The organism is Butyrivibrio sp. FCS006, from assembly GCF_000424525.1.
In the GTDB taxonomy this organism is placed as follows: domain Bacteria; phylum Bacillota; class Clostridia; order Lachnospirales; family Lachnospiraceae; genus Butyrivibrio.
In genome coordinates, this window is sequence record NZ_KE384203.1 from 90,693 (window position 1) to 116,375 (window position 25,683).

General features: G+C 45.0%; 25 protein-coding genes and 1 tRNA gene. All 26 read right to left on the reverse strand.

Annotated elements, in window-relative coordinates; all coding sequences use genetic code 11:
• Positions 1-6 precede the first annotated feature (6 nt).
• On the reverse strand, positions 7-1,704 hold the full coding sequence (gene recN / locus G633_RS0107640; RefSeq protein ID WP_026519570.1) for a DNA repair protein RecN: 1,698 nt from the start codon (positions 1,702-1,704) through the stop codon (positions 7-9).
• A gap of 1 nt (position 1,705) precedes the next feature.
• Positions 1,706-2,161: an arginine repressor gene (gene argR / locus G633_RS0107645; RefSeq protein WP_022768378.1), complete on the reverse strand. Its 456-nt coding sequence runs from the start codon at positions 2,159-2,161 to the stop codon at positions 1,706-1,708.
• Positions 2,162-2,175: 14 nt separating this feature from the next.
• Entirely contained in the window at positions 2,176-3,024 is an 849-nt protein-coding gene (locus G633_RS0107650; RefSeq protein WP_026519571.1) for an NAD(+)/NADH kinase, read from the reverse strand.
• A 10-nt stretch (positions 3,025-3,034) separates the two neighbouring features.
• Positions 3,035-3,934, reverse strand: a complete 900-nt coding sequence (locus G633_RS0107655) for a TlyA family RNA methyltransferase (protein WP_026519572.1) — start codon at positions 3,932-3,934, stop codon at positions 3,035-3,037.
• A gap of 7 nt (positions 3,935-3,941) precedes the next feature.
• Positions 3,942-5,792, reverse strand: a complete 1,851-nt coding sequence (dxs, locus tag G633_RS0107660; RefSeq protein WP_026519573.1) for a 1-deoxy-D-xylulose-5-phosphate synthase — start codon at positions 5,790-5,792, stop codon at positions 3,942-3,944.
• 22 nt (positions 5,793-5,814) lie between these two features.
• Positions 5,815-6,759 (reverse strand): polyprenyl synthetase family protein, encoded by a 945-nt coding sequence (locus G633_RS0107665; RefSeq protein WP_035770963.1) that lies wholly within the window; start codon positions 6,757-6,759, stop codon positions 5,815-5,817.
• Positions 6,759-6,983 carry an exodeoxyribonuclease VII small subunit gene (gene xseB / locus G633_RS0107670; protein ID WP_026519575.1) on the reverse strand — a complete coding sequence of 75 codons (225 nt, stop codon included), beginning with the start codon at positions 6,981-6,983 and terminating at the stop codon, positions 6,759-6,761. Before xseB ends, G633_RS0107665 begins: the two co-directional genes overlap by 1 nt.
• Before the next feature lie 18 nt (positions 6,984-7,001).
• Positions 7,002-8,228, reverse strand: coding sequence for an exodeoxyribonuclease VII large subunit (xseA, locus tag G633_RS17760; RefSeq protein ID WP_051200035.1), 1,227 nt, complete (start codon positions 8,226-8,228; stop codon positions 7,002-7,004).
• A complete protein-coding gene (nusB, locus tag G633_RS0107680; protein ID WP_026512451.1) occupies positions 8,218-8,619 on the reverse strand; it encodes a transcription antitermination factor NusB in 402 nt (133 codons plus the stop codon). Before nusB ends, xseA begins: the two co-directional genes overlap by 11 nt.
• Before the next feature lie 15 nt (positions 8,620-8,634).
• Entirely contained in the window at positions 8,635-8,988 is a 354-nt protein-coding gene (locus tag G633_RS0107685; protein WP_022768370.1) for an Asp23/Gls24 family envelope stress response protein, read from the reverse strand.
• Between the two features lie 98 nt (positions 8,989-9,086).
• A complete protein-coding gene (locus G633_RS19230; RefSeq protein WP_051200037.1) occupies positions 9,087-10,547 on the reverse strand; it encodes a transglutaminase domain-containing protein in 1,461 nt (486 codons plus the stop codon).
• 23 nt (positions 10,548-10,570) lie between these two features.
• Positions 10,571-12,175: a peptide chain release factor 3 gene (locus tag G633_RS0107695; protein ID WP_026519576.1), complete on the reverse strand. Its 1,605-nt coding sequence runs from the start codon at positions 12,173-12,175 to the stop codon at positions 10,571-10,573.
• Between the two features lie 189 nt (positions 12,176-12,364).
• Positions 12,365-14,452, reverse strand: coding sequence for a polyribonucleotide nucleotidyltransferase (locus tag G633_RS0107700; protein ID WP_026519577.1), 2,088 nt, complete (start codon positions 14,450-14,452; stop codon positions 12,365-12,367).
• A gap of 189 nt (positions 14,453-14,641) precedes the next feature.
• Complete coding sequence (gene rpsO, locus G633_RS0107705; protein ID WP_022764670.1) at positions 14,642-14,908, reverse strand: 30S ribosomal protein S15; 267 nt, start codon at positions 14,906-14,908, stop codon at positions 14,642-14,644.
• Positions 14,909-15,086: 178 nt separating this feature from the next.
• Positions 15,087-15,995, reverse strand: coding sequence for a bifunctional riboflavin kinase/FAD synthetase (locus G633_RS0107710; protein WP_026519578.1), 909 nt, complete (start codon positions 15,993-15,995; stop codon positions 15,087-15,089).
• Between the two features lie 15 nt (positions 15,996-16,010).
• Positions 16,011-16,970 (reverse strand): tRNA pseudouridine(55) synthase TruB, encoded by a 960-nt coding sequence (truB, locus tag G633_RS0107715; protein WP_022768365.1) that lies wholly within the window; start codon positions 16,968-16,970, stop codon positions 16,011-16,013.
• A 66-nt stretch (positions 16,971-17,036) separates the two neighbouring features.
• Positions 17,037-17,990, reverse strand: coding sequence for a DHH family phosphoesterase (locus tag G633_RS0107720; protein ID WP_022768364.1), 954 nt, complete (start codon positions 17,988-17,990; stop codon positions 17,037-17,039).
• Entirely contained in the window at positions 17,987-18,409 is a 423-nt protein-coding gene (gene rbfA / locus G633_RS0107725; protein WP_022768363.1) for a 30S ribosome-binding factor RbfA, read from the reverse strand. The genes G633_RS0107720 and rbfA overlap by 4 nt, the downstream gene beginning before the upstream one ends.
• A gap of 24 nt (positions 18,410-18,433) precedes the next feature.
• The gene (infB, locus tag G633_RS0107730; protein ID WP_081664724.1) at positions 18,434-21,325 is read right to left on the reverse strand and encodes a translation initiation factor IF-2; all 2,892 of its coding nucleotides are present in this window, start codon (positions 21,323-21,325) and stop codon (positions 18,434-18,436) included.
• Entirely contained in the window at positions 21,312-21,650 is a 339-nt protein-coding gene (locus G633_RS0107735; protein WP_026512449.1) for a L7Ae/L30e/S12e/Gadd45 family ribosomal protein, read from the reverse strand. Before G633_RS0107735 ends, infB begins: the two co-directional genes overlap by 14 nt.
• A gap of 2 nt (positions 21,651-21,652) precedes the next feature.
• Complete coding sequence (rnpM, locus tag G633_RS0107740) at positions 21,653-21,910, reverse strand: RNase P modulator RnpM (RefSeq protein ID WP_022768361.1); 258 nt, start codon at positions 21,908-21,910, stop codon at positions 21,653-21,655.
• Positions 21,911-21,933: 23 nt separating this feature from the next.
• Entirely contained in the window at positions 21,934-23,094 is a 1,161-nt protein-coding gene (gene nusA / locus G633_RS17770) for a transcription termination factor NusA (RefSeq protein ID WP_022768360.1), read from the reverse strand.
• Positions 23,095-23,117: 23 nt separating this feature from the next.
• Complete coding sequence (rimP, locus tag G633_RS0107750; protein WP_026512448.1) at positions 23,118-23,582, reverse strand: ribosome maturation factor RimP; 465 nt, start codon at positions 23,580-23,582, stop codon at positions 23,118-23,120.
• Positions 23,583-23,736: 154 nt separating this feature from the next.
• Positions 23,737-24,348, reverse strand: coding sequence for a hypothetical protein (locus G633_RS0107755; protein WP_022768358.1), 612 nt, complete (start codon positions 24,346-24,348; stop codon positions 23,737-23,739).
• 30 nt (positions 24,349-24,378) lie between these two features.
• Entirely contained in the window at positions 24,379-24,795 is a 417-nt protein-coding gene (locus G633_RS0107760; protein WP_196804245.1) for a PaaI family thioesterase, read from the reverse strand.
• Positions 24,796-25,312: 517 nt separating this feature from the next.
• Positions 25,313-25,384 (reverse strand) — tRNA-Glu (locus G633_RS0107765).
• Between the last annotated feature and the right edge of the window lie 299 nt (positions 25,385-25,683).

Below are 25,683 nucleotides of genomic sequence, written 5' to 3' on the forward strand. Positions count from 1 at the left end.
ACCTCATTATCTGTGACTCTTTTTAGTATCAAGAGCCATCTTGCGCATCTCCTGCGCATTGGTTATAACCGCTTCCGTGATGTTATCGCTACCAAGAAGTCTAGCAAGCTCCTTAATGCCGGCTTCCTCGTCAAGGCTGTGAATTCCGGTGACGGTTCTGCCGTCTTTCAGCCCCTTCTCGATCATAAAGTGAGTATCCGCCATAGCCGCAATCTGTGGAAGGTGTGTGATACAGATTATCTGATGTTCACGTGATAACTCGCCCAGCTTCTGAGAAACCTTCCAGGCAGTCTTACCACTGATTCCGGCATCTATCTCATCAAATATCAGAGTGCTGATGTCGTCCTTGTCAGCCACCACTGTCTTAAGAGCCAGCATGATACGCGACAATTCACCACCGCTTGCTATCTGATCAAGAGGGCGAAGCGCTTCTCCGGGGTTGGTTGAGATCATAAACTCCACATCATCATAGCCCCTTGAAGTTATCTTCTCCTCGTCACTTCTGACATCAATTTCAAACCTTACATCCAGGAAGTTAAGGTCAATGAGCGCAGCGCGCAGTTTCTCAGAAAGGCCCTTGGCTCCCTTCTTCCTGACATCAGAGATTTTCTTACACAGTAAAAGAGCTTTCGATTTCTCTTCACCAATCTCCTTCATGAGCTTATCTCTGTGAGCTCCAAGGTCACTTAGTGCATCCAGCCTCTTACTCTTTTCTTCCATGTATTTAAGAACGGCTTCTATACTGCCGCCGTACTTGTCCTTAAGATGATTTATCGTATTGAGTCTGTCCTCTGTTGTCCTGAACTTCTCATCATCAAACTCCAGGTCAGAAATATAATCCGAAATGGAATGTCCGAAATCAGTGAGCAGATTCTCAATATCAGATAACTGCGAAAGAAGGTCCTCAAGCTCCTCGTCATAGGAAACCACACTTGATAGCTCCCTTACCGCTCTTCCAACCATATCAGAAGCGCTCTCTTCACCGTCTCCAGAGTTTACCATGGCAGCTGTCTGATAAACCGCCCCCGATATCTTCTGAGCATTTACCATCTTGCGATAGCTGCTCTCAAGCTCCTCATCCTCTCCGGCTACCAGAGCTGCATCCTCGATTTCGCCTATCTCATACTCTAAAAGCTCCTGCTCCCTGATCCTTGCAGTCTCGTCAATATCGGTCTCAGAAAGCTCTTTTTCCAGCTCTCTCATATGAGAATACTTAGCTGCGAGCTCAGCAAAAAACCCTGCCAGTTCAGCCTCGCAGTAATCATCCAGAATTTCAATATGTTTTTTCTTGTGGAGAAGCTCCTGATGGTCATTCTGACCGTGAATATTGATTAGAATACTAGAGATATCCTTCAGCTGTCTTGCTGAAACACTTTCTCCCCCGATCTTTGAAACACTTCTTCCCTGCATGATCTTTCGTTGCAGGATAAGCGTTCCATCTTCCTCTACAGGAATATCCATCTCCTTAAGGCGCTGCATCTGGAGCTTATTTTCAACTCCAAAAACCAGCTCTACCAAGGCATACTCCTCGCCGGTTCTGATGAGCGAAGCATCTGCCTTTCCTCCCAGAGCCAGGTTAACACTCCCGATGACGACAGACTTACCTGCGCCTGTCTCACCGGTGAGAATGTTAAGGCCCTTGGAAAACTCGATCTCCTGCTCCTTGATAAGAGCAAGGTTCTTAACGTGTAAACTATATAACATCTTATCCTCTGTTTAAAAAGCCCTTATACTTATCCATTAACTCTTTGGCTATCTCTTCGGACTTCATTGCCACAAAGATTGTATCATCACCTGCAATGCAGCCGATGATCTCAGGCATATCAAGAGCATCTATTGCTGCTGCAACCGCCATGGCCATACCTGAAACCGTCCTGATAACAAGAAGATTTCCTGCAACGTCCATATTCACATAGCCGGCCTTAATTACGCTGACATATTTATCATGCATAACTTCAGGATCAGCTGTGGTATACACATACTTTTGTCTTCCGTCAGGTGTCACCTGCTTGGTGAGCTTCATCTGTCTGATGTCCCTGGAAACCGTAGCCTGAGTCACATCATAGCCCGCATCTTTAAGAAGTGATGCAAGCTGCTCCTGTGTCTCTACTTCATAGTTGTTAATGAGCTCGATAATCTTGTCATGTCTGTTCTTCTTCATGACAAACTCCTTTCTTATTTCTCAAATTTTTTACTTATGACGTCAAGGAAACTTACTTTGTTAAGCCTTAGGATCTTAGTAGTTTTCTTGGACATCTTAATCTCAATCTTATCTCCTGTGTGCATAAGGAGAGTTCCGCTGCCATCAAAACTGCTGATGGCTGTCATTGGATTTCCGTCTCTTCCGGGAAGCAGTTCAACATCGATCTTTGTATTCGGGGAAAAGACAAGGCTCCTGGAATTGAGCGTATGCGGACAGATTGGGGTTACAAGGATCATATTTGCGGATGGCTCAATGATGGGACCACCTGCCGACATATTATATCCGGTGGAACCTGTAGGTGTAGATACCACAAGTCCGTCTGCATAGTAACTGCACAGGAACTGATCATTTACAAAAATGTTGTAACCGATCGTTGCGATTCCCTGGTATCTTGTAACAATGATGTCATTGAGGGAATAGTCCTTTTTGCCTTCAAGCGCGCCTCGCAGCATCATCCTGTCTTCAATCTCATACCACCCCTTAAGTATGCGATCAAGAGCGTCATCTACTCCGGCTTCCTCAACCTCAGCCAGATATCCCATTGTTCCCATGTTAACGCCCACAAGCGGAATATCCTGATAGGCAACGCTTCTTGCTGCCTGTAGCATGGTACCGTCACCACCGAGAACGATCACAAGGTCCGTATCCTCAGGTATGATGCTCAGATGCTTTCTTGTGATAAAAAGAGGATCTTCCTCCTCGCTTTTCTCCGACGCGATAACAACCGTCTTGCCACGTTTTTCCAAATAATTCTTAATGTGGTTTGTAACCTTTAAGTCCTTATCCTTGACCCTGTTAGTAACAATGCAAAACTTGTCCATAGCCAGCCCCCTACTTAAGCTCTGCTGCTGCCCTTAATACCGCATCCTCTATGAGCTTATTGTTCTCTTCTTCAAAAGAAATACCGCTCTTATCTGCCTGAATCTCTGCAAGTTTCTTTTCTCCGTCTGCCTCGGAAAGCCCCTCAACCTCAGCATTTCTCGAAGCATCCTTGCGGATATGGATCAGATACTCTATATTGCCCTCAGGCCCTTTTATAGGCGAGAAGTCCAGATGAAGAACTTCAAAGCCCGCAATCCCCATAAAATCAAATATTCTGTGTACGACTTCGGAGTGAACCTCCGGATCCCTTACAACGCCCTTTTTGCCGACCTTCTCTTTTCCGGCTTCAAACTGGGGTTTTATCAGGCACACCATCTCTGCTCCGTCTTTTAGTAGTCTTCTTGCAGGAAGCAGGATCTTGGTCAGTGAGATAAAAGACACATCGCAGGATGCAAAATCCAGATCGTCATCTATGTCATCCCTGACCATGTATCTGAAGTTGGTCTTTTCCATGCAGACCACTCTGTCATCGCTTCTAAGCTTCCAGTCCAGCTGACCGTGTCCCACGTCAACGGAATAAACCTTGGCTGCTCCGTTCTGCAACATGCAGTCTGTAAAGCCGCCGGTGGATGCGCCAATATCCATGCACACCTTGCCTTCAAGCGAGAACCCGAAATTCTTGACCGCCTTCTCAAGCTTAAGTCCTCCTCTGCTGACATAAGGCAGCTGAGCACCCTTAACTTCGAGTGATGTTATCTTGGCCTCCTCAAAGGTGGTTCCGGGCTTATCCTCTCTCTGGCCATTGACGAAGACATCGCCGGCCATTATAAGAGCCTTAGCCTTTTCACGCGAGGGCGCAAGGCCTCTGTTTACCAGAAGAACGTCAAGACGCTCTTTATCTTTTGCCATAAATTCGTTACCTTTGTACTTCCTCTACTATTCTATCCGCCACGGACTGAGCATCCATTCCAAGTTCCTTAAGGAGCTTATCAACGCTTCCATGGGTTACAAACTGATCAGGTATAGCTATGGAAAGGACATTTGCATCAAGTCTCTTTTCATCGATATAGCTCCTGACCTTCTCACCGTATCCACCTGAGGCCACATTCTCTTCCATTGTTACAAAGAGTCTGTGGGTAGCTGCTGCCCTGTGAATGTAATCCGTATCAATAGGCTTAACAAATCTCGCATTTACCAATGAGCACTTGTAACCCTTGTCCTTAAGTATTGTCCTTACCTCTTCAGCAATCCTGACCATACTTCCCACCGCTAAAAGGCAGATGTCTTTTTCTTCATAGATAGGCTCACACTTGCCCATCTCTATAGGTGCCCTGAAGTCCTCAAGTCCGGCGTAGGCATTGCCTCTTGGGTATCTGACTGCAACCGGCGCGTTTAAGCTGACAGCGAACTTCAGCATATCCGAGAGTTCCCACTTATTCTTTGGCGCCAGCACATGCATATTGGGCATGGATGACATGTAGGAGAGATCAAATATTCCCTGATGTGTCTCGCCGTCACTTCCAACCAGTCCCGCCCTGTCTATCGCAAAGACTACAGGAAGATTCTGAAGGCATACATCCTCAAGTATCTGATCGTAAGCCCTCTGAAGGAATGATGAATAAACCGCAAATACCGGCTTGTAGCCTCCGAGAGCAAGTCCGGCCGCGTAAGTAACTGCGTGTTCTTCTGCAATTCCCGCATCAACAAATCTGTCGGGATAGATATTTCTGAATCTCTTAAGTCCCGTACCGTCAGCCATGGCTGCTGTAATAGCCACAACCTTATCATCCCTGGCACCGAGCTTGCACATTACCGTTGAAAAGATATCCTGGTAGTTGGCAGTTGTCCTTGGATTTCTTGGAAGTCCGTTCTCCACGATGAAAGGCTCTGTTCCATGGAACCTTGCCGGGTGCTTCTCAGCAGGTTCATACCCCTTACCCTTCTTGGTCACCACATGGATCATAACGGCCTTCTTGACCTTTCTGGCTTCCTTGATTGCACGCACAAGGCCTGCAGTATCATGTCCGTTTACAGGTCCAAGGTATGTTATGCCGAGGTTCTCAAATACCATGCCGGGCACGAAGAGCTGTTTAAAAGAGTTCTTGGCTCTTCTGATGGAATCTACGACCTTGGTGCTGGTACGAAGCTGCGCATACACATCTTCTTTCAGGTTAAGGTACCCTTGTGCTGTACGGACGTTATTGAGGTATTTGCCCATTCCTCCGACGCTCTCGGAGATGGACATCTCATTGTCATTTAAGATAATTATATAGTTGGTCTCAAGCCTTGAAGCGTTGTTCAGGGCTTCATAAGCAAGTCCTCCGGTTAAGGATCCGTCACCTATCACTGATACTACTGCATAATCCTCACCCTTAAGATCTCTTGCCTTGACCATTCCAAGACCTGCTGATATAGATGTGGAGCTGTGTCCTGTGTCAAAACAGTCAGCATCGGACTCACATCTCTTTGGGAATCCGCTCATGCCACCGTATTGGCGCAGAGTATCAAAGCCCTCTTTCCTTCCGGTCAAAAGCTTATGAGTGTAGGACTGATGGCCTACGTCCCATATGATCTTATCATCAGGCAGATCCAGTGCGATATGAAGAGCCATGGTAAGCTCAACTGCACCAAGATTAGAGGCGAGATGTCCGCCTGTCTTTGAAATCTTGTCTATGAGAAACTGTCTTATTTCCTGGGCGAGTTCAGGGTAATCCTCTCGGGCAATACCCTTTATATCGCCAGTCTTATTTATCTGATCAAGAAGCATAATTAACTCCAATTACTGCGTGTTATTTCTTTCTGTAAATAAGATATTCAAAGAGTCCTTCGAGGAATGTGTCCTTTTGTCCAAATTCCCTTAGTATCTCTGTAGCCTCATCAGAAAGCTCTTTTACCTTCTTCCTCGCTTCTTCCATGCCATAGAGGCTGACATAGGTAGTCTTTTCATTCTTAATATCAGAACCTATGGGCTTACCGAGTTCTTTGGCATCACCTTCAATGTCAAGAATATCATCCTGAATTTGGAAAGCTATTCCCACGTTGCTGCCCATCTTCTCAATTTTCTTAACCTGCTCGGCTGATGCTCCGCCGAGTATTGCACCTATCATAAGGCTGCTTTCAATGAGAGCTCCGGTCTTGTTCTCGTCTATATAATGAAGCACAGCCTTAGCTGTCTCATCATCGTAATCATGATTATTCTCAGCACATATATCTGCGCACTGACCGCCAACCATGCCATAGATGCCGGCTTTTCTTCCCAGGACCTCTAGTGCTGCAAGATAGCGGTTTGAAGTATCACCGTCATAGTAGACAAGCTCTTTTCCTGAGACAGCACCTTTAATTGCCGTCTCAAATGCAAGGTTCAGCAGTCCGTCTCCTGCAAGAGTTGCCATTCCGGGGCCGTAGACCACATGAGTAGTCTTTCTGCCTCTTCTGTATTCGTCATTGTCCATGGCAGGGAGATCATCATGCACAAGGGAATAGGTGTGTATCATCTCCATGGCCAGCATAAACGGTCTTAGGGTGGAATCATCAGCATCCTGTCCCGCAAAGAGTTTAAAAGCTTCAAGCATCATCACAGGACGAAGCCTCTTTCCTCCTGCCAAAAGGCTGTAATTCATGGCCTCTATAACAGTCTTTGCATATCCTTCCTCTGCAGGAAGTGACTTCCCAAGTATATCTTCAAAATAGGCTGCTCTCTTTAAGAGTTCATCCTCAATGGAAACACTGCTCATTACTCAAAATCCTCCAAGCTGCCGTCATCGGCAATCTGTTTAACCTTCTGCTCTACGCTCGCAATGGATTCGTGGCAGAACTTCAGCAGCTCCATTCCTTCCTTGTACTGCGCAAAAGAATCCTCCAGAGAAATGTCCTCATCCTCAAGAGCTTTTATCTTCTCATCAATCGCAGCAAAAGCTTCCTCGATTGTCATGTTTTCTTCTTTTTTCTTAGCTGCCATAAGCGGCTCCTTTTCTCATTAGTCCTCCCGGCCCGATAAAAATCCCACCGTACCGGTCCCTGTGACGCTTGTCTTTATAAGGCCGTCACTTACATAGACAGATAGTTCATCCCCTATCTCAACATCCGATGTGCTGCGAACATTTTTCCCCTTATCATCAGCGACATAGGAGTAGCCGGTCTTAAGTCTGTCAAGTGGTGAAAGCCCCTTAAGCCTCTCTATATCTACTTCCAGTTCGTGCCTTGCAGCCTTAAGTCTCTTTTCCATAAGCATCTTAAGAGAATCCTGATACTGGTCCATCCTAAGTAGCTTATCCCTGATCTTGCCCATGGGGCTCAGGTGCTTAAGAGCCTGAGACAATCTCTTTTCCTCGATAGACAATAGCCCAAGCTTTCTGTCCATTCGCGTCAAAAGAGTATTTCTGTAATCCTCAAGATCCTGAATAAATCTGTCGTATTCAAATACCGCGATCTCTGCTGCTGCGGAAGGCGTAGGTGCTCTTCTGTCAGAGACAAAGTCTGCGATTGTAGTATCTGTTTCATGTCCAACTGCTGAAATGATCGGAACGGGGCAGTCGAAAATTGCCTGAGCGACAATCTCTTCATTAAATGCCCATAAATCTTCTATAGAACCTCCGCCACGTCCGACGATGATGACATCAGCCTCTGAGCAGGACAAAGTTTGAATGCCCTTTACTATGCTCTCGGCGGCCTTTTCGCCTTGTACTATGGCAGGATAAAGAATGATCTGGATATGCGGGTTACGTCTGGTGGCGACATTGATGATATCGCGCACAGCAGCCCCTGTTGGTGCCGTCACAACACCGAGAGTTCGTATGTACTTTGGAATCGGCTGCTTGTATTCAGATGCAAACATACCGGATTCCTGTAGTCTCTTCTTTAGCTCTTCATATCTCTCATAAAGAACTCCAGCTCCGTCAAGTTCTATCTTCCTTGCATAAAGCTGGTATTTACCATCTCTTTCATATACACTTATCGAACCTGAGACCTTGACCTGCTGGCCTTCCTTCATCTCAAAGGATAGACCCTTAAGTCTGTCAGAGGAAAACATCACGCAGGCTAAAGCAGCACCATTATCCTTGATAGTGAAATATATGTGACCGGATGAATGGTACTTACAGTTACTGACCTCTCCCTTGACCGTAAGACTCCTTAGGAGAAAGTCCTGTGTAAACATATTTTTTATGTATGTATTAACCTGTGTGACTGTATATTCACTGCGCAAATTTAGCTAACACTCCGTTTACGAAGGCAGGTGAGCCATCCTGACCGTATTTCTTGGCCAGCTCAACAGCTTCGTTAATTGCGACACCGGTAGGTACCGAATCATCATACTTGATCTCATAGATAGCAAGTCTGATGATGGCAAGATCAACCTTACCAATTCTACTTGTGTTCCATCCGGTTGTCTCTTTATTTATTGCCTCATCAATCTCCGGAAGCTTCTCAGCGATCTTCTCGTACTTATCCCTGATATAATCAGCGTCCTTAGTACTTATTTCCTTGTCAGAGGTCTGGGTAAAGAGCTCCTCCTGCTCTGACATATCTTCCATTGAGTTGAATTCAACACGAAAGAGCAGTTCAAAAACCTGCTCTCTTAGTTCTGTTCTATTCATCATTATTTGTCCTTCTTATGCCTTGGGCATTGTGATGCCGGCAATCCTGATGTTGACATCTGTTACTTCAAGTCCTGTCATGTTCTCAACAGAAGCCTTAACACGGGTCTGTGCCTGCTGACATGTTGCAGGAATATTGAAACCGTATGACATCATAAGTGCAAGATCAACCTTCACGTCGCTTGATCCAACGATGACCTTGGCCCCTTTTGAAAGGTTCTTTCTGCTGACTTTCTCTAAATTCTCACTTGTATAATTACCGGCCATAGCTGAAACACCATCAACCTCAAGGGCTGCAAGTGCTGCAATTCTGGCCACAACATCATCTGCGATCTTAACTGATCCTACTTCTGCAATTTCTTTTCCCATTTCAGTTCCTCTCATTTACTTGCGATAAAACAAGCATGCTTTATTATAACTTTAAATACCTTTATCACTCATTATATCATAAATATCCAAAACATGGGTCAGAGCCAAAATATAATAGTTCTGGTATCTTCAAAAGTGGTATATGATACCTGTGAAGTATCTCCCTGAAGGTATTCAAACACTTTTCTGTTAGTGATAAGCTCCTCAAAGAGCGCATCATAAATCTCATCCGACGCACACTTTATGGTCACATTCCTGCTGTCGTCCTTGTATCTGCGGTCAAAGAGATCTCCGACCAGTACAAGCTCAGCTGATGTGAAGTACTCATCCTCTCTGACATAGTAATTGTCAGTCATGCTGTTGCATACTGGCATGCGAATAATATCTGAGATAGTGTGATTTCTGAGAAGCTCGGCAGTCGTTACATTGAGATAGTCATAATTAACATCCGGGAGCTTGGTTGCATCCGCACTTTCACCTGAAACCGTCTGATAGGAAGCATCTCCCCATGTCACATCCAGGTAGTAATAAGTGTTGTTGCAAAGAACAAGGTTCCAGGCATGTCTTATGTCTTTTCCGTTCTTGGTATTAACCGTTCCGGTAACAAGTGTGCAGCTGACTCCCATCTTGTTAAGCAGGTACTGGGCAGCCTTGGCATAGCCGTTGCATACACTCTTTCCGTTAATAAATACCGAGCAGATATTCTGATTGTCCGCAGCACCGATATCATAATCGGTGTTGGCGATCAGATACTCGTATATATACTTGATGATGTAGTAATCATCCTCTGAAGCCGGTGCATTGGCAAGACATGCATGAACTGCTTCATTGATCTTGGCCTGCCTCTTCGCTACCTCTGTGGCATCATACAGATAATTACCGGTAAAAGAAATCTTGGTTATAGTATCACCAACCGAATAATTGGTGTACTGATAGCCATCTACGTAGAAAATCTCCGGGTGATCAGCCATGACATAGTCAAAGACCATCTCTATCGCATCATCACTTGTGGTGGATACTATTATGTCTTTTGACAGAGAATTGAGAGTCGCAAGGATCTCTACGTAGAGGGTCTTGCCTGCATCCGTGAGATGCTCATAGGCATAAAGACCTTCCTGCTGCTTCTTGAGCTTGGCAATTCCGTCATCCGTAAGACCGATGGCAACTCTTGCAGCCTTCATGTCCTCGTCAATATCTGCCTCGGATGCGTTCTTGTACTTTGCTTCAAGAGCAATATCTGCCGGCTCGCTTGTGCTAAACTCAAGCGCTGCAGCATCTTCTTCCGGCTCTGAGCTCTCCAGCGTTCCTATGTCAAAAGAAATCTCTTCTGCCGCCTGCTCAACTTCCTGCGCCGGAACATCTTCTTCTGCCACATAGATATCCTCTACACTGGCAGCTTCAAAGATGTCATCGCTATACTCCATCGGATCCTTGATTCCAAGAGCCTTAAGATAGTCATCAAAACTCTCATATTCACATCCGGTCAGAGATAATGCGCAGGTTGCCGTCACCAGCACAAGAGCAATGCCCCTTTTAATTGTCATGACAGCTTTTTTCAAAAGCGCCCCTCCAGAGTAAAATCTTAGTTTTTCTTGAACTCGGAAAGAATAAGTCCCTTGTTTCTCTCCATTGTCATACCGACACTCCACTCGTTGATAAACAGAAGAAGTGGTCTGTCGTGCATATCCTTGATCTTCTTCATGTCGGAAGTTCCAACAAGTGAAGACATATCTACATCCTCGTTGTCCACCCATCTGATGTACTCGTATGGAAGGCTCTCAAGGATGATCTCAACATTATACTCACTCTCAAGTCTAAACTTTAATACATCAAACTGCAAGACACCAACAACACCAACAATGATTTCTTCAAGACCTGTGTTGTACTCCTGGAAGATCTGGATGGCACCTTCCTGAGCTATCTGTGTGATACCCTTTACGAACTGCTTACGCTTCATGGTATCAACCTGGCGAACTCTTGCAAAGTGCTCGGGAGCAAAGGTAGGGATTCCCTCATATACCACGTTGTCCTTAGGCATGCATACTGTATCTCCGATAGAGAAGATACCCGGATCAAATACGCCCATGATATCTCCCGCATAAGCCTCTGAGAGGATCTTACGCTCATCAGCCATAAGCTGCTGAGGCTGTGAAAGACGCATAACCTTGCCACTCTGAACATGCTTAACTTCCTTGTCTGCATCATATCTGCCTGAGCATATTCTCATGAAAGCAACCCTGTCTCTATGAGCCTTGTTCATGTTAGCCTGAATCTTGAAGACAAAGGCAGTGAAATCACTCTCCTTAGGGTCAATCTTGGTGCCGTCTGCTGAAACCCTTCCTGTCGGTGGTGTAGCCATCTTAAGGAAGTGATGTAAAAAGAGCTCTACGCCGAAATTCTGAAGAGCTGATCCAAAGAATACGGGCGTAAGTTCACCTGCTCTTACTTTCTCAAGATCATACTCAGCACCTGCTCCGTCGAGGAGCTCGATATCATCGGTGAGCTTGCTGAAAGCGTCCTGACCAACCTCTTTGTCAATGGCATCTGTATCTGTCATTGCAATGATAGTCTCTTTTCCCTCCTTGGTACCCTTCTGGGTCTCAGAGAAAGTTACGATGTGATTCTCTCTTCTGTCATAGATTCCCTTGAAGTTCTTACCTGAACCGATTGGCCAGTTCATGGGACATGTGGCAATACCGAGATTATTCTCGATATCATCAAGAAGATCAAAGGTGTCCATTGCATCTCTGTCCAGCTTGTTGATGAAGGTAAAGATCGGAATATGACTCATGGCGCAGACTTTAAAGAGCTTTCTTGTCTGGGCCTCAACACCCTTACTTGCATCTATTACCATGACTGCTGAATCCGCAGCCATCAGTGTTCTGTAGGTATCCTCCGAGAAATCCTGGTGTCCGGGGGTATCAAGGATATTGATACAGCACCCTTCGAAATTAAACTGAAGTACTGATGATGTTACAGAAATACCTCTCTGCTTCTCAATCTCCATCCAGTCAGAAACCGCATGTCTTGCTGTCGCCTTACCCTTTACAGATCCGGCCATATTAATAGCACCACCATAAAGCAAAAACTTCTCTGTAAGTGTAGTCTTACCGGCATCCGGATGCGAAATAATCGCAAATGTACGTCGCTTGTTTATCTCATTAATCGTATCTTTAGAATTACCCATTTTAATATCCTTATTACCTAAAACGAGGGGCTGCGAAATCTATGTTTGTCGCCGCAGGTGGTTGATATCGGCCGGTACTTAGCACCTGTCCTTTAGGTGCTTAGTACCGTTGCCAGATATCACCAGCGCAAGCGTGCCAAGAAGACAAACATAGATTTCAGCAGCCCCGTATTATGTCAATACAGTAAATTACTGGGCACAGTCTTTAATTGAGAAGCTGATTCTGCCCATCTTGTCCTTGCCAAGGCATACAACCTTAACAGTGTCACCAAGTGTGAGAACGTCCTCAACGTGCTCGATTCTCTCCTTGGAGATCTTGCTGATGTGAACCATTCCTTCCTTGCCGGGAGCAAACTCTACGAATGCACCGAACTCCTTGATGCTTACAACCTTACCTGTGAATACCTGACCTTTCTCGAAGTCTGTAACGATGGTCTTAACCATTTCTACAGCCTTCTCGATCATAGCCTTATCTTCACCGCATACAGAAACCTTACCGTCATCTGTGATGTCGATCTTAACACCTGTTCTTGCAATGATCTCGTTGATTGTCTTTCCTCTCTGTCCAACAACATCACCGATCTTCTCAGGATCGATCTGGAGAGAAACGATCTTAGGAGCATACTCAGATACTTCAGGACGAGGAGCAGCAATAGCCTTGCTCATGCACTCATCCATGATGAAGAATCTTGCCTCACGGCACTGTGCGATAGCTGTCTCAACGATAGGCTTTGTAAGACCGTGGATCTTGATATCCATCTGGATAGCTGTGATACCGTCTTTTGTTCCTGTTACCTTGAAGTCCATATCTCCGAAGAAGTCCTCAAGGCCCTGGATATCAGTAAGAACTACGAAATCGTCATCTGTATCGCCTGTTACAAGACCGCAGGAAATACCTGCAACCATCTTCTTAATAGGAACACCGGCAGCCATAAGTGACATGCAGGATGCACATGTTGAAGCCATTGATGTTGATCCGTTTGACTCAAATGTCTCTGATACTGCACGGATTGCATAAGGGAACTCCTCAACGCTTGGAAGAACAGGAAGAAGTGCTCTCTCAGCAAGTGCACCGTGACCGATCTCTCTACGTCCGGGTCCTCTTGAAACCTTTGTCTCACCTACTGAATAAGCAGGGAAGTTGTACTGATGTACATATCTCTTGTCTGCAGCAAATGCATCAAGACCTTCAACCTTCTGAGCCTCTGAAAGAGGTGCAAGAGTTACAACGTCACAGATCTGTGTCTGTCCACGAGTGAACATAGCACTTCCGTGTACTCTTGGGATGAGGTCAACTTCTGCTGCAAGAGGTCTGATCTGCTTGATCTCACGTCCGTCAGGTCTCTTGTGATCCTTAAGGATCATCTTACGAACGGTCTTCTTCTCATACTGATAAATAGCCTCACCGAGGATTGCAAGCCACTCTTCGTTGTCTGCAAACTTCTCTGTAAGTCTATCTGTGATCTCTGCAATGTTGCCTTCTCTTGTCTGCTTGTCATCTGTGAAGACTGCCTTCTCCATCTCCTCAGGAGGAACAACTTCCTTGATTGCAGCAAAGAGCTCTTCAGGAACAGCACAGCTTGTGTACTCGTGCTTAGGCTTACCAACCTCAGCTACGATGCCCTTGAAGAATTCGATGATCTGAAGGTTCACATCATGAGCCTTGTAGATAGCTTCCTTCATCTTCTCCTCAGGGATCTCGTTAGCACCGGCCTCGATCATGATAACCTTCTGTCCTACAGATGCTACTGTAAGCTTGAGGTCACCGGTGTTCCACTGCTCCTGAGTAGGGTTAACGATAAGCTCGCCGTCGATCATACCCATCTGTGTCATAGCGCAAGGGCCATCAAATGGGATATCTGAAATAGAAACTGAAACAGATGCGCCCAGCATAGCAACCAGTTCAGGTCTGCACTGGGGATCTACTGACATAACCATAGTCTCGATTGTAACGTCGTTACGATAGTCCTTAGGGAAAAGAGGTCTCATAGGACGATCGATTACACGGCTTGTAAGGATAGCATTCTCAGATGGCTTACCCTCTCTCTTGTTGTATCCACCGGGGAATTTACCAACTGCGTAGAACTTCTCACCATACTCTACTGAAAGTGGGAAGAAATCAATTCCGTCTCTTGGCTTAGCTGATGCTGTAGCTGTGCAGAGAACTGTTGTATCTCCATACTGCATGAAAGCACATCCGTTTGCCTGTTTTCCTACCTTGCCAATCTCAACCTTAAGTGTACGACCAGCCAGTTCCATTGAATAAGTTTTTACCATTTTTTCTCCTTCTGCTCATCCGCCTTCCCTCATCCAGTGCCAAAATCCCGGCACTACTTCGGGTGCGTGTGCATTAAAACATGTTTACTCTTCTATAGAAAAGCGCATAAAAAGCGCAAATTCTCATAAACGTAGAAAAGCGGAATAAGCCGACGTTAATCAGCCTTATCCCGCCTTTGCTTTCAAAAATTACTTTCTGAGACCAAGATCAGCGATGAGCTTACGATAAGCTTCGATGTCCTTCTTCTTGAGGTATCCAAGAAGGCTACGTCTCTGACCAACCATCTTAAGAAGACCTCTTCTTGAGTGGTGATCCTTAGGGTTCTTCTGAAGGTGCTCGTTGAGCTCCTGAATTCTCTCTGTAAGGATAGCTACCTGAACCTCAGGTGATCCTGTGTCGCCGGCCTTTCTGGCAAACTTGTTGATAACTTCAGTTTTCTTCTCTTTTGTGATCATTTTCTTTTCTCCTTTTAAATCTTTAATCCTGAAATGCGCCTGTTACCAAGGCCCGGTTGGAGTGTCCATGACCGTTAGTAAAGGTCGTTTCTGTTACTGTTGCAGGAAATCAAGCTGCAACCAATTTATACTATCACACAAAGTCATTTGTGTAAAGTATTATCTTTACTCATGCAGTTTATGCTCTGGCATTCTCCAGATCACTCTGTATCTGAGCCTTAAGCATATCAAGACTGTCAAACTTCATCTCGGGTCTTACGAATCTCAGTAGCTCAACCTCAATAAACTCCCCGTAGGCATCGCCGTCGAAGTCGTAGATATAGGTCTCAACTCCGACCTTTTCCTGTTCGGATATAGTTGGCTTTCTGCCTATATTGGTCATTCCGTCGTACACCTTACCGCCGAGGTGAACCTTGCTGGAATAGACTCCGTAAGGAGGAAGCAGCTTATCTTCAGGCGGAATGATGTTGACTGTGGGAATCCCAATCGTATGACCGATATGTCTTCCATGCTCGACAATTCCGCAGACACTGTAGTAACTGCCAAGGAGTCTTTCTGCCATGGCCATGTTGCCGTCGGCTACTTCATTCCTGATCCTCGTGGAGCTGACCTCTGCACCGTCAAGTCTTACCTTGTCGATAAGTTCAAGCTCGTAAAGAAGTTCTCCTGCAAGGCTCTTTAATAGGTACTGATCTCCTCTTCCTCCGGCTCCGAAGGTCACATCGGTTCCGGCTGCAATGTAATCTGCAGAGAGCTGACCGACAAGGATCCTTCTTACAAAGTCTTCCGGATCTGTAGCTGCTGTTACTTCCGTAAGAGGAAACTCAATAAGGACGTCGATTCCCAGCTTTTTAAACTCTCTTCTCTTTTCCTGCCTGGTGTAGAGCTGGCGCACCTTGTGCCCGGTAAAGAATTCTTCCGGCGATGGATCAAAGGTAAAGACTACGCTTTTTAAGCCGTCTTTTTTCTGCTCCAAAATGTACTTGAGGAGCTTTTTGTGACCCACGTGTATTCCGTCGAATTTACCGATAGCCACGGCACTTTTCTCGTCTATATGAAACTTGGTTGTTCCGGTAATTATTTCCATCTTATGATCTTTCGATTATGCTTCGTAAAAGAACTTGTCCACGTTAAAAAGTCTTGTTCTTTCATTGTATGTGTAGATGCCAAAGAAGGTATCGTCCTCAGAATAAACCCTGAAAGAGTTGCCATCCTTAAACATCTCTTTTTCGTATTCAGTGTCATTAACGCCGGTGGGATCTTCATTGAGGACGTTGTCCTTTCTGAAGCTGTTTCCGTTTTCCAAAAGCTTTCTTGCAGCGTCTTTTACATGGATCTTATCAAGGTCCCTGAAAATATACTCAGGCGATTTAATTATGTCTCCTAAAGTTCCTGCATCCCTGAGCTCTTCCACCTGCGACAGAGTAACTGCACTGTCCAGCGAAAATGCTCCCACACGGGTTCTTGTAAGATGCTGCATCGCTGCGCCACATCCCAGCCTCTGGCCGATGTCATGGCAAAGGGTTCTGATATAGGTTCCCTTGGAGCATTTGATCTCCATGGTAAAAATGTGGTCGGACGCAAGTAGTGAATCATCTAAAATAGTAATGGCATCTATGTGAATCTTACGGGCTTTCCTCTCGACTTCTATGCCTACCCTCGCAAGCTCATAGAGCTTTTTCCCATTCTGCTTGATTGCGGAAAACATAGGCGGAATCTGGTCGTAATCACCAACAAAAGCCTTTACTGCCTCGTGAAGTTCTTCCCTAGTGACATTTACTTCATTTGTCTCAAGGACCTGACCGGACATATCCTGAGTATCTGTGGTAACGCCAAGTCTGCACACGGCAATATACTCTTTGTCGTGGTCTGTGAGCATCTCGACCAGTTTGGTCCCTGTTCCCAGGCATACAACCAAAACTCCTACAGCATCAGGATCAAGAGTCCCGGTGTGGCCGATCTTTTTCTGCTTAAGGATTCCGCGGAGCTTAGCCACTACATCATTTGAAGTAAAGCCCTGCTCCTTGTATATATTTATAAGTCCGTTGTATTTGTTCTGCATTTTTTACCCGCTTACAAAAATCACAAGACATCTCTCACGATTTGCCTTGTGATCCATAAGTCTCAATCAAACTCCGTAGAGCTGTTTGTGAATGTATTTAGTAATGTTGTTGATAACGTCGTGGCTTGTTCCGCTGACAGTGCAGCCTGCTGCCCTGACGTGTCCGCCGCCGCTGAACATCTCGGCTACTTCAGCCACATTTACTGCTCCGTTACTGCGAAGGCTTACCTTGTACTCAAGTGGTGCAAGTTCATACATAAATATCGCGCAGTCAACTCCGATCGTGAGGAGCAGCTGATTTACAATACCATCCAGGTCATTGCTTGAAACGCCGTAGAATTCCATTGTCTGCTTGGAGACAACCGATACTATGCATCTTCCATCCATCAGCATAATGCTCTCAAGAAGGGCTCTTCCAAGAATCTGATTCTGGATATAGGTCTTTTCGTAAAAGACATGATCAATAAGGCTACCAAAGTCAAAGCCGTAGGAAATCAGCTCTGCTGCAGTCTTCATGGTCTTGGGCGATGTGTTGTTGTACTTGAAAACGCCCGTATCTGTTACCATTCCCATGTAAAGGGACTTGGCAATTTCAATATCAATTTTGTCCGGATCAATAACATCGTAAATAAGCTCACATGCTGAACTTGCAGTAGGTACTATGTAGTTCTCGTCACCACTGCCTTTGTTGCTCACATGATGGTCAATATTTACTGTCTTTGCAGCTGCATCAAAATACTTCTCTGCATCTCCTGTCCTGTCCTTGGAACAATCCAGAACAAAGAATATATCATAGCTTTCAATATCTGTCTGAAAATCACTTCTTACATCTTCTATATCTTTGATAAATCTGTATTCCGGTGGAATTGTCTCAAGGAAGACATCGCATCGAATCTTGGGATAGTTCTTTTTGATATAAAGATACAGTCCCATGCATGAGCCGATGCAATCACCATCAGGTCTGATGTGGCCACTTATTCCGATTGTTTTTGCGCTTTGGACAAGCTGGTCAATCTTCATTCTTCCTCCTGATCTTCTTCCGGCAAATCTTCGTCCAGGCTCTCTCCACGGGCAAGTCTTGCCTCGTTATCCTTAGCCGTTACTTCATCAATCTTCTTGGACATGTTAATTGCATACTCAATGGAGTCGTCCATTATAAATCTGAGCTCAGGTGTATATCTCATGTTAAGCTCTTTTGCAAGAGTAGAGCGGATATAACCGGATGCGGACTTAAGTCCCTCCTGAGTTCTTGCTCTGTCCTCTTCATTACCCATTACAGTAACCCAGACCTTACAGGTCTTAAGATCAGGAGCAACCTCTACATCCATGACAGATGTAAAGGGACTGATCCTTGGGTCCTTGCTGTAACGGATTGCCTCTGAAATAACCTTCTGGACTTCACCGTTTATTCTTCTGTTTTTATTACTGTTTTTACGCATTTCTTATTCCTCTGTGGAAGGGCATCACTGACGTGGTACCTCTACCATCTCATAAGCTTCTACCCTGTCTCCTTCATGGATCTGGTCAAAGCCGTCAAATACAAGACCGCACTCGAAGCCTTCCTTAACTTCCTTAACGTCGTCCTTGAATCTCTTAAGTGATCCGAGATCTCCTTCGAAGATCATATCGTCATCTCTGTAGATACGAACCTTGCAATCCTTCTTGATGACACCGTCCTTGACAAATGCACCGGCGATGTTACCAACCTTGGATGCCTTGAAGATCTGACGAACCTCAGCATGTCCTGTAACTCTCTCTTCATAGATAGGTGCAAGCATGCCCTTCATAGCATACTCGATCTCTTCTATTGCCTGATAGATAACCTTGTAAAGCTTGATCTCAACGCCTTCGTGCTCAGCCATGCTCTTAGCTGTTGCATCAGGACGAACATCAAATCCGATGATGATGGCATTTGATGCTGCAGCAAGGGTTACATCAGACTCATTGATGGCACCAACGCCACCATGAATAACCTTAACAACAACTTCCTCATTGGAAAGCTTAAGAAGGCTCTGTTTAAGGGCCTCTACGCTACCCTGTACATCGGCCTTGATGATGATGTTGAGTTCCTGAAGTCTTCCTTCCTCGATCTTGGAGTAAAGATCATCAAGTGACATCTTAGCCTTTGTCTCTTCAATAAGGTCTTTCTTGTGCTGCTGAAGGTATGTGTTTGCGTACTGCTTAGCCTCTTTGTCTGTCTCATGTCCAAGGAATACCTCACCGGCATTTGGAACATCTGAAAGACCAAGGATCTCAACAGGCTGTGAAGGACGAGCTTCTTTAAGCTTGTTGCCCTTATCGTCAACCATGGCTCTAACCTTACCTGAGCTTGCTCCTGCAGAGATGAAATCTCCGACATGAAGTGTTCCCTTCTGAACAAGAACGTTAGCTACAGGGCCACGGCCCTTATCAAGTCTTGCCTCAAGGACAAGTCCTCTTGCTTCTCTGTCAGGGTTAGCCTTGAGCTCAAGGATATCAGCTGTGAGGATGATGGTCTCAAGGAGGTCCTCAATACCTTCACCTGACTTAGCTGAAACAGGTACGAACTCTGTTGTTCCGCCCCAATCTGTTGAAACAAGACCATACTCTGTCATCTCCTGCTTAACGCGGTCGATGTTGGCATTTGGCTTATCAATCTTGTTGATCGCAACGATGATCTCAACCTCTGCAGCCTTAGCATGGTTGATAGCCTCAACTGTCTGAGGCATTACACCGTCATCAGCAGCAACTACAAGTACTGCGATATCTGTAGAATTAGCACCACGCATACGCATAGCTGTGAATGCTTCGTGACCGGGAGTATCAAGGAATGTGATCTTCTGGTCATTTACAGATACTGTATAAGCACCGATTCTCTGCGTGATTCCGCCTGCCTCTCTGTCTGTAACGGATGTCTTACGGATAGCATCAAGAAGTGATGTTTTACCGTGGTCAACGTGACCCATTACGCAGACTACAGGAGGTCTCTTCTTAAGTGTCTCAGGTGCATCGTCTTCTTCCTTAAGAAGCTCTTCGATAACATCTACAGGAACTTCCTTCTCGCAGAGGATATCATAATCAGCTGCGATATTCTCAGCATCCTCATAGCTAAGCTCAGTATTAACAGTTGAAATCTGACCTGCCATAAAGAGCTTCTTGATGATAACTGAAGGCTGCATCTTCATCTTCTCAGCCAGTTCCTTGATGGAAACCTTCTCAGGGATTGTGATAACCTTGATCTGCTCCTCAGGTTCCTCCACCTTCTTAACTTCAGGCTTGATGAATCTGCCGACTCTCTTGCTTCTTGGCATCATCTCTTCCTGCTCAAGAGCAAAGTCTTTCTTGTTTCTCTTATCCTTCTCCTGGTTCTGACGGCGTCTTGAGTCATGTCCGCCCTCAGGTCTGTCAGCTGCGCCATCAAAGCCGCCTCTCTGACCACCCTTGTTATCATTCTTGCCGGCGAATCTGTTATCTTTTCCGCCACCAAACTTACCACCGCCGTTTGACTGGCCGCGGTCGTTTCTGTCGTTTCTATCGTTTCTTCCTCCCTGGAAGGCAGGTCTGTCGCCTCTCTGAGGATTTCTGTTATCTCTGTTGTCTCTGTTATCTCTGTTGTCTCTGTTATCCCTGTTATCTCTATTCTGAGCAGGTGCTGCAGGTCTTGCAGGAGCCTGCTGCTGTGCAGGTCTTGCCGGTGCCTGCTGCTGTGCAGGTGCACTCTGCTGAACAGGTGCTGTATTCTTAACAGGTGCAGGAGCTGCCTCCTGAACAGGCGCTGCTTCCTTCTTTGGTGCAGGCTTTGGAGCTACAGACTTATTGATAGGCTGGTTATAGCTCTCCATCTGTGAAGGAGCTGTTAAAGGCTTGATAGGACGGTATGTGTTCTGAGCCTGAGCAAATGTAGGTCTTCTCTGGCCCTGTCCGTTGCCACCCTGGTTTCTGTTGTCACGGTTTCTGTTTCCGAAGTCTCTGTTTCCGTTTCCACCCTGCTGGCCCTGTCCGCCTCTCTGTGAATTATTGTTGTTGGTAACAACAATGATCTTCTTCTTTTTCTTGACAGGTGCCTGCTCTCCTGCTTTTGGTACCGGAGCTGCCTCTTTTACAGGTTCTTTCTTAGGCTCTTCTGCCTTGGGAGCTTCTACAGCCTTAGGTGCTTCTACAGCCTTTGGAGCCTCTGCAGCCTTTTTAGGTGCTTCTTCTGCAGCGCTCTTTCCCTGTCCCTTACCAAAATTCTTTCTGGCAACGTCAGCATCTGTCTCTTCTATTGAACTGTTAGAGCGTTTTGCTTCTATTCCTTTTTCCTGCAAAAAAGCTATCAGCTCTTTTGCCTCGCATCCAAGCTCTCCCGCAAGTTCGGATATTTTAATTTTTGCCATTCGCATTTCCTCCACTTGTTTCTTCGAGTAAGTTCTTCCGAAGTGACTCAGACAGACCTTTGTCCGTTATTGCCAGACTAGTTCGAACATCCTTACCAATTGCATGTCCCAGTTTTTCCATGTCTCCAAAGAAAACTATCGGGACGTTATAATACTTACACTTATCACTAAACTGTTTGGTCGTATTATCTGAAGCATCTTCTGCTACAATGACCAAACAAGCCTTTCTTTTGCGGATTGCATCCATTACGGCTGTTTCTCCGCTTTTAACCTTGCCTGCTCTCATACAAAGACCAAGCAAAGAATAAACCTTATTTGGATCCAACTTTAGCTAAGCTCCTTTTCCATTCGCTCAAGCACTTCTGCCGGTATATGTGACTTAAGTGATCTCTCAAGGCCTTTGTTCTTAACTGCCTTTTTAAGGCAATCGGCATTGTTACATATATATGCTCCTCTGCCATTGGCCCTGCCGGTGGTATCAAGAAGTATCTCATCCTCAGGAGTCTTAAGAACCCTGATCAGATCCTTCTTTTCCTTCATCTCACCACAGCCAACACATTTTCTCATGGGAATTTTCTTTTGCATGTATTCTCCAACCAGAGTTTAAGTTACTCTTCAGTGCCCTCTTCAGGTGCCTCTTCGTACTCTTCCTCGTACTCGCCCTCATACTCCTCATCGTACTCATCCTCATCATCGAGGTAGTCTTCCATACGGAATCCGGGAGCATCCTTAGCGTGTGTCTCATCCTTGATATCGATCTTGTAGCCTGTAAGTCTTGCTGCAAGTCTTGCATTCTGACCTTCCTTACCAATGGCAAGTGAAAGCTGGTAATCAGGAACAACAACCTTAGCGCTCTTCTCTTCAGGATCAGCAAATACTGCTACGATCTTTGCAGGTGAAAGAGCATTCTGAATGAGGTTACCGGGGTTCTCATCCCAGTTGATAACGTCGATCTTCTCGCCGCCGAGCTCATCAACAATAAGGTTGACTCTGCTTCCGTTAACACCTACGCATGCTCCTACAGCATCTACGTTAGGATCCTTGGAATAAACAGCGATCTTGGTACGGCTTCCTGCCTCTCTTGCGATTGACTTGATCTCAACTGTACCGTCCTGGATCTCAGCAACTTCCTGCTCGAAGAGTCTCTTTACAAGATCAGGGTGTGTACGGGATACAAGAATCCTTGGTCCCTTTGAACCATTCTTAACTTCAAGAACATATACTCTAAGACGCTGTGTAGGTCTGTAAACCTCAGTCTTAACCTGCTCATTCTCATTGAGGATAGCATCTGCTCTTCCAAGGTTGATAGAGATGTTCTTGCCGATGAATCTCTGAACAACACCTGTTACGATGTCATGCTCCTTTTCGAAATACTCATTATAGATAGCGCCACGCTCTTCCTCACGAATCTTCTGAAGGATAACGTTCTTGGCGTTCTGTGTAGCGATACGTCCAAACTCCTTGGAATTGAGAGATACAGGAACGATATCTCCAACCTTGGCCTTCTTTGAAATCTTCTTGGCATCATCAAGTGAGATCTCAAGGTTGGGATCCATTACATCATCTGCTGTCTCAACAACTTCCTTGTCAGCGTAGCACTTGAAATCGCAGCTCTCTCTGTCAACTTCTACTCTGATGTTCTCAGCCTTACCGAAGTTGTTCTTGCATGCTGTGATAAGAGAGTTCTCTATAGCATCAAAAAGTGAATCCTTGCTGATGTTCTTCTCTTTCTCAAGTAGCTCAAGGGCATCCATTAATTCTTTACTCATCGTAATCTCCATTTCCGTCCGGATTAAAAATCCAGAGCAAGCTTAATAACTGATATCTCTTTTCTTATAAAAGTTTCATCTTCATCATTTATAGTTACGGTAACTGTGGTGTCATCAAACGCCTTTAGTGTACCGGCAAACTCCTTAACTCCATCCCTGGGCTTAAAGAGCTTAAGCTCAACGTCCTGACCAATACTGTTTGCAAAATGCCTGTCCTTCTTGAGCTGCCTTCCAAGTCCGGGGCTTGAAACCTCCAAAGTGTAGGCTTCCTCAATAAAGTCATCCGCATCAAGCGCATCAGAGAGCGCATGATTTACATCAACGCAGTCATTGATGTTAACACCGCCATCCTTGTCGATGTAGGCTCTAAGGTACCATTCTCCGGCTTCCTTGACGTACTCGACATCATAGATCCTCACACCGAACTTCTCGCAGATAGGCTGTAAGATTGCTTCAGTCTTTGCTTCAATTTCGCTTTTCTTCATTATGTAATTTCCTCTCTTAATTGAGACCGTCAAGATAACAGCGCCTTTCCGTTATCTTGGCATAAAGAAAGTGGGCTTTTTTCGAGCCCACTTACAATTTACATGTAGACAATACCATGTTTATGCGATTTCGTCAAGGGTTTTCTAGTTCCCCCTACTATTTACCCATGATCTCTTTTACCAGATCCTCGTATTCCTGCATTGTGATTGCCTTATCCCGGAAGGTGAAGGTGCTGTTCTCATCATATTGGTCATTCTCATTATCCCAGTACTCAGCAGACAGGGTAAAAGAGTCTTCGGCTTCGCCCTTACCGTTGTATTTATCAAGCCAGTACATCTGCCTTCCGCCGTGGGATGTATCACGATGAACTATATATACTGCATCCTGATAGTTTGTGTAGCTAAGTTCGCCGGTTGTTCCCTCACCCTCTGCAAGGACATATACCTTGTCGTCTCTGACATCGATATACATTCCGCCGTAAGGGCCGTTTATGATCAGCTCTTCTTCACCGTCATTGTCAAGGTCAACTCTCTCATCACTTACTGTGTAGCACTCCCAGTCCTCCGGATCATGCGGAAGATCTGAGTACTTGAAGGTATATTCCCCACCGTCTTCAGTGATACGGGTTGCAGATACTTCTCCATCAAGAAAGGCCTGGTAAAGGTCTTTTTCTTCCTCTTTTGGCACATCACCGTTTGAACATGCAACAAGACTAATGACAGCTGCGCCGGTCATGGCCATAATCAATAACTTGTTCACTCTTTTCATAACTCTCTCCTCTTTTTCCTTTTCTTACAATTACTTATCCCCGAATTTCAAATTCCCCTCAAGAACAGAAACTTTACTTGCATAAAATGAGAATTCTCCGCTATCAAGCAGATTCCCGGCATCATCGGTAACTCTTATATCAAACACAAGAATGTGCCGACCGGTCTTTAGCTTCATGCACTCACAGTATATATACTCTGTGTTCACAGCAGGTAAAAGAAAATTCAGATTAGCAGATACGGTTGTGACATAATATCCGCTCATGCTTCCCGTCGCTCCCGCCATAGCATCAACAAATGAAAGCAGCGCTCCGCCGTGAATACTTCCGTATGTGTTATGGAGTCTCTCGTCACACTTAACTCTTGCCTTGCTGTAGGTTGAGCTAAGTTCAAGTATCTCAAAGCCAATGAACTGATTGTACTTGTTGGAGTACAGTTCAGCAATCATTTTCTCTCTTATTAAGTTTTCTTTTTCTGTACGTGCTTTTCTCATTTTATTTAGTCCTTATTTCATCTTTCGAAATGTATTTGCTGTGCCGGTGCAGGTCACAAATCATAATACCGGCCTGCTATGCACTCTCATAATACGACAACAAATAGAATACAGCAATTGTTCCAGGATTTGTAGCACATCTTTCCTGTTGCTTTTTAGAATTTTTCAAATTTAGACAGTGAAAAAACAGGAAAGATCAGCGAAAACAAGCGCAATATCGTTAATTCTCTTTGAATTTTGTCCACCAATCACAAAATGATGTCTGATTCACATTTTACAAGCATTATATGAGCCAAAAATCACTGTTGCTTTTGAACATTCTTCAATTTAGGCAGACTGCCCTTTATCAAGTTTTACTAAATACTGATAAAGGCTCATCAGTGAATAAAATTGGGAATTATCTCGGGCAAAAAAATAAGCCAGAATACTTATGTATTCTAGCTTCTCGGGTTGGGCTGTTATAAACAGTCAGTACCTCGTAGCGGAATCGAACCGCTGATTCTGCCGTGAGAGGGCAGCGTCTTAACCGCTTGACCAACGAGGCATTTTTTAGTCGTCCGTATTGCGGCGACTTGTTTATATTATTACAAATCAAAATAAAATGCAAGCACTTTTTTAAATTTTTTTTATTTTATTTTTTCCGGGTGCAAAAAAAGAGACGGATCCTCATGAATCCGCCTCTTTCTTTATAATAAGTGTTTGATTATTAGCTGATAATTTAGTTCTTCTTGGAGCTGTCTGAGTTAGCCTTAGCGTTCCTAATTCTACAATACTACCCATCATCATTTATATAAATATTGTATTTTCTATGTTAGCATGTGATGAATCCAGTAAATATGCGGT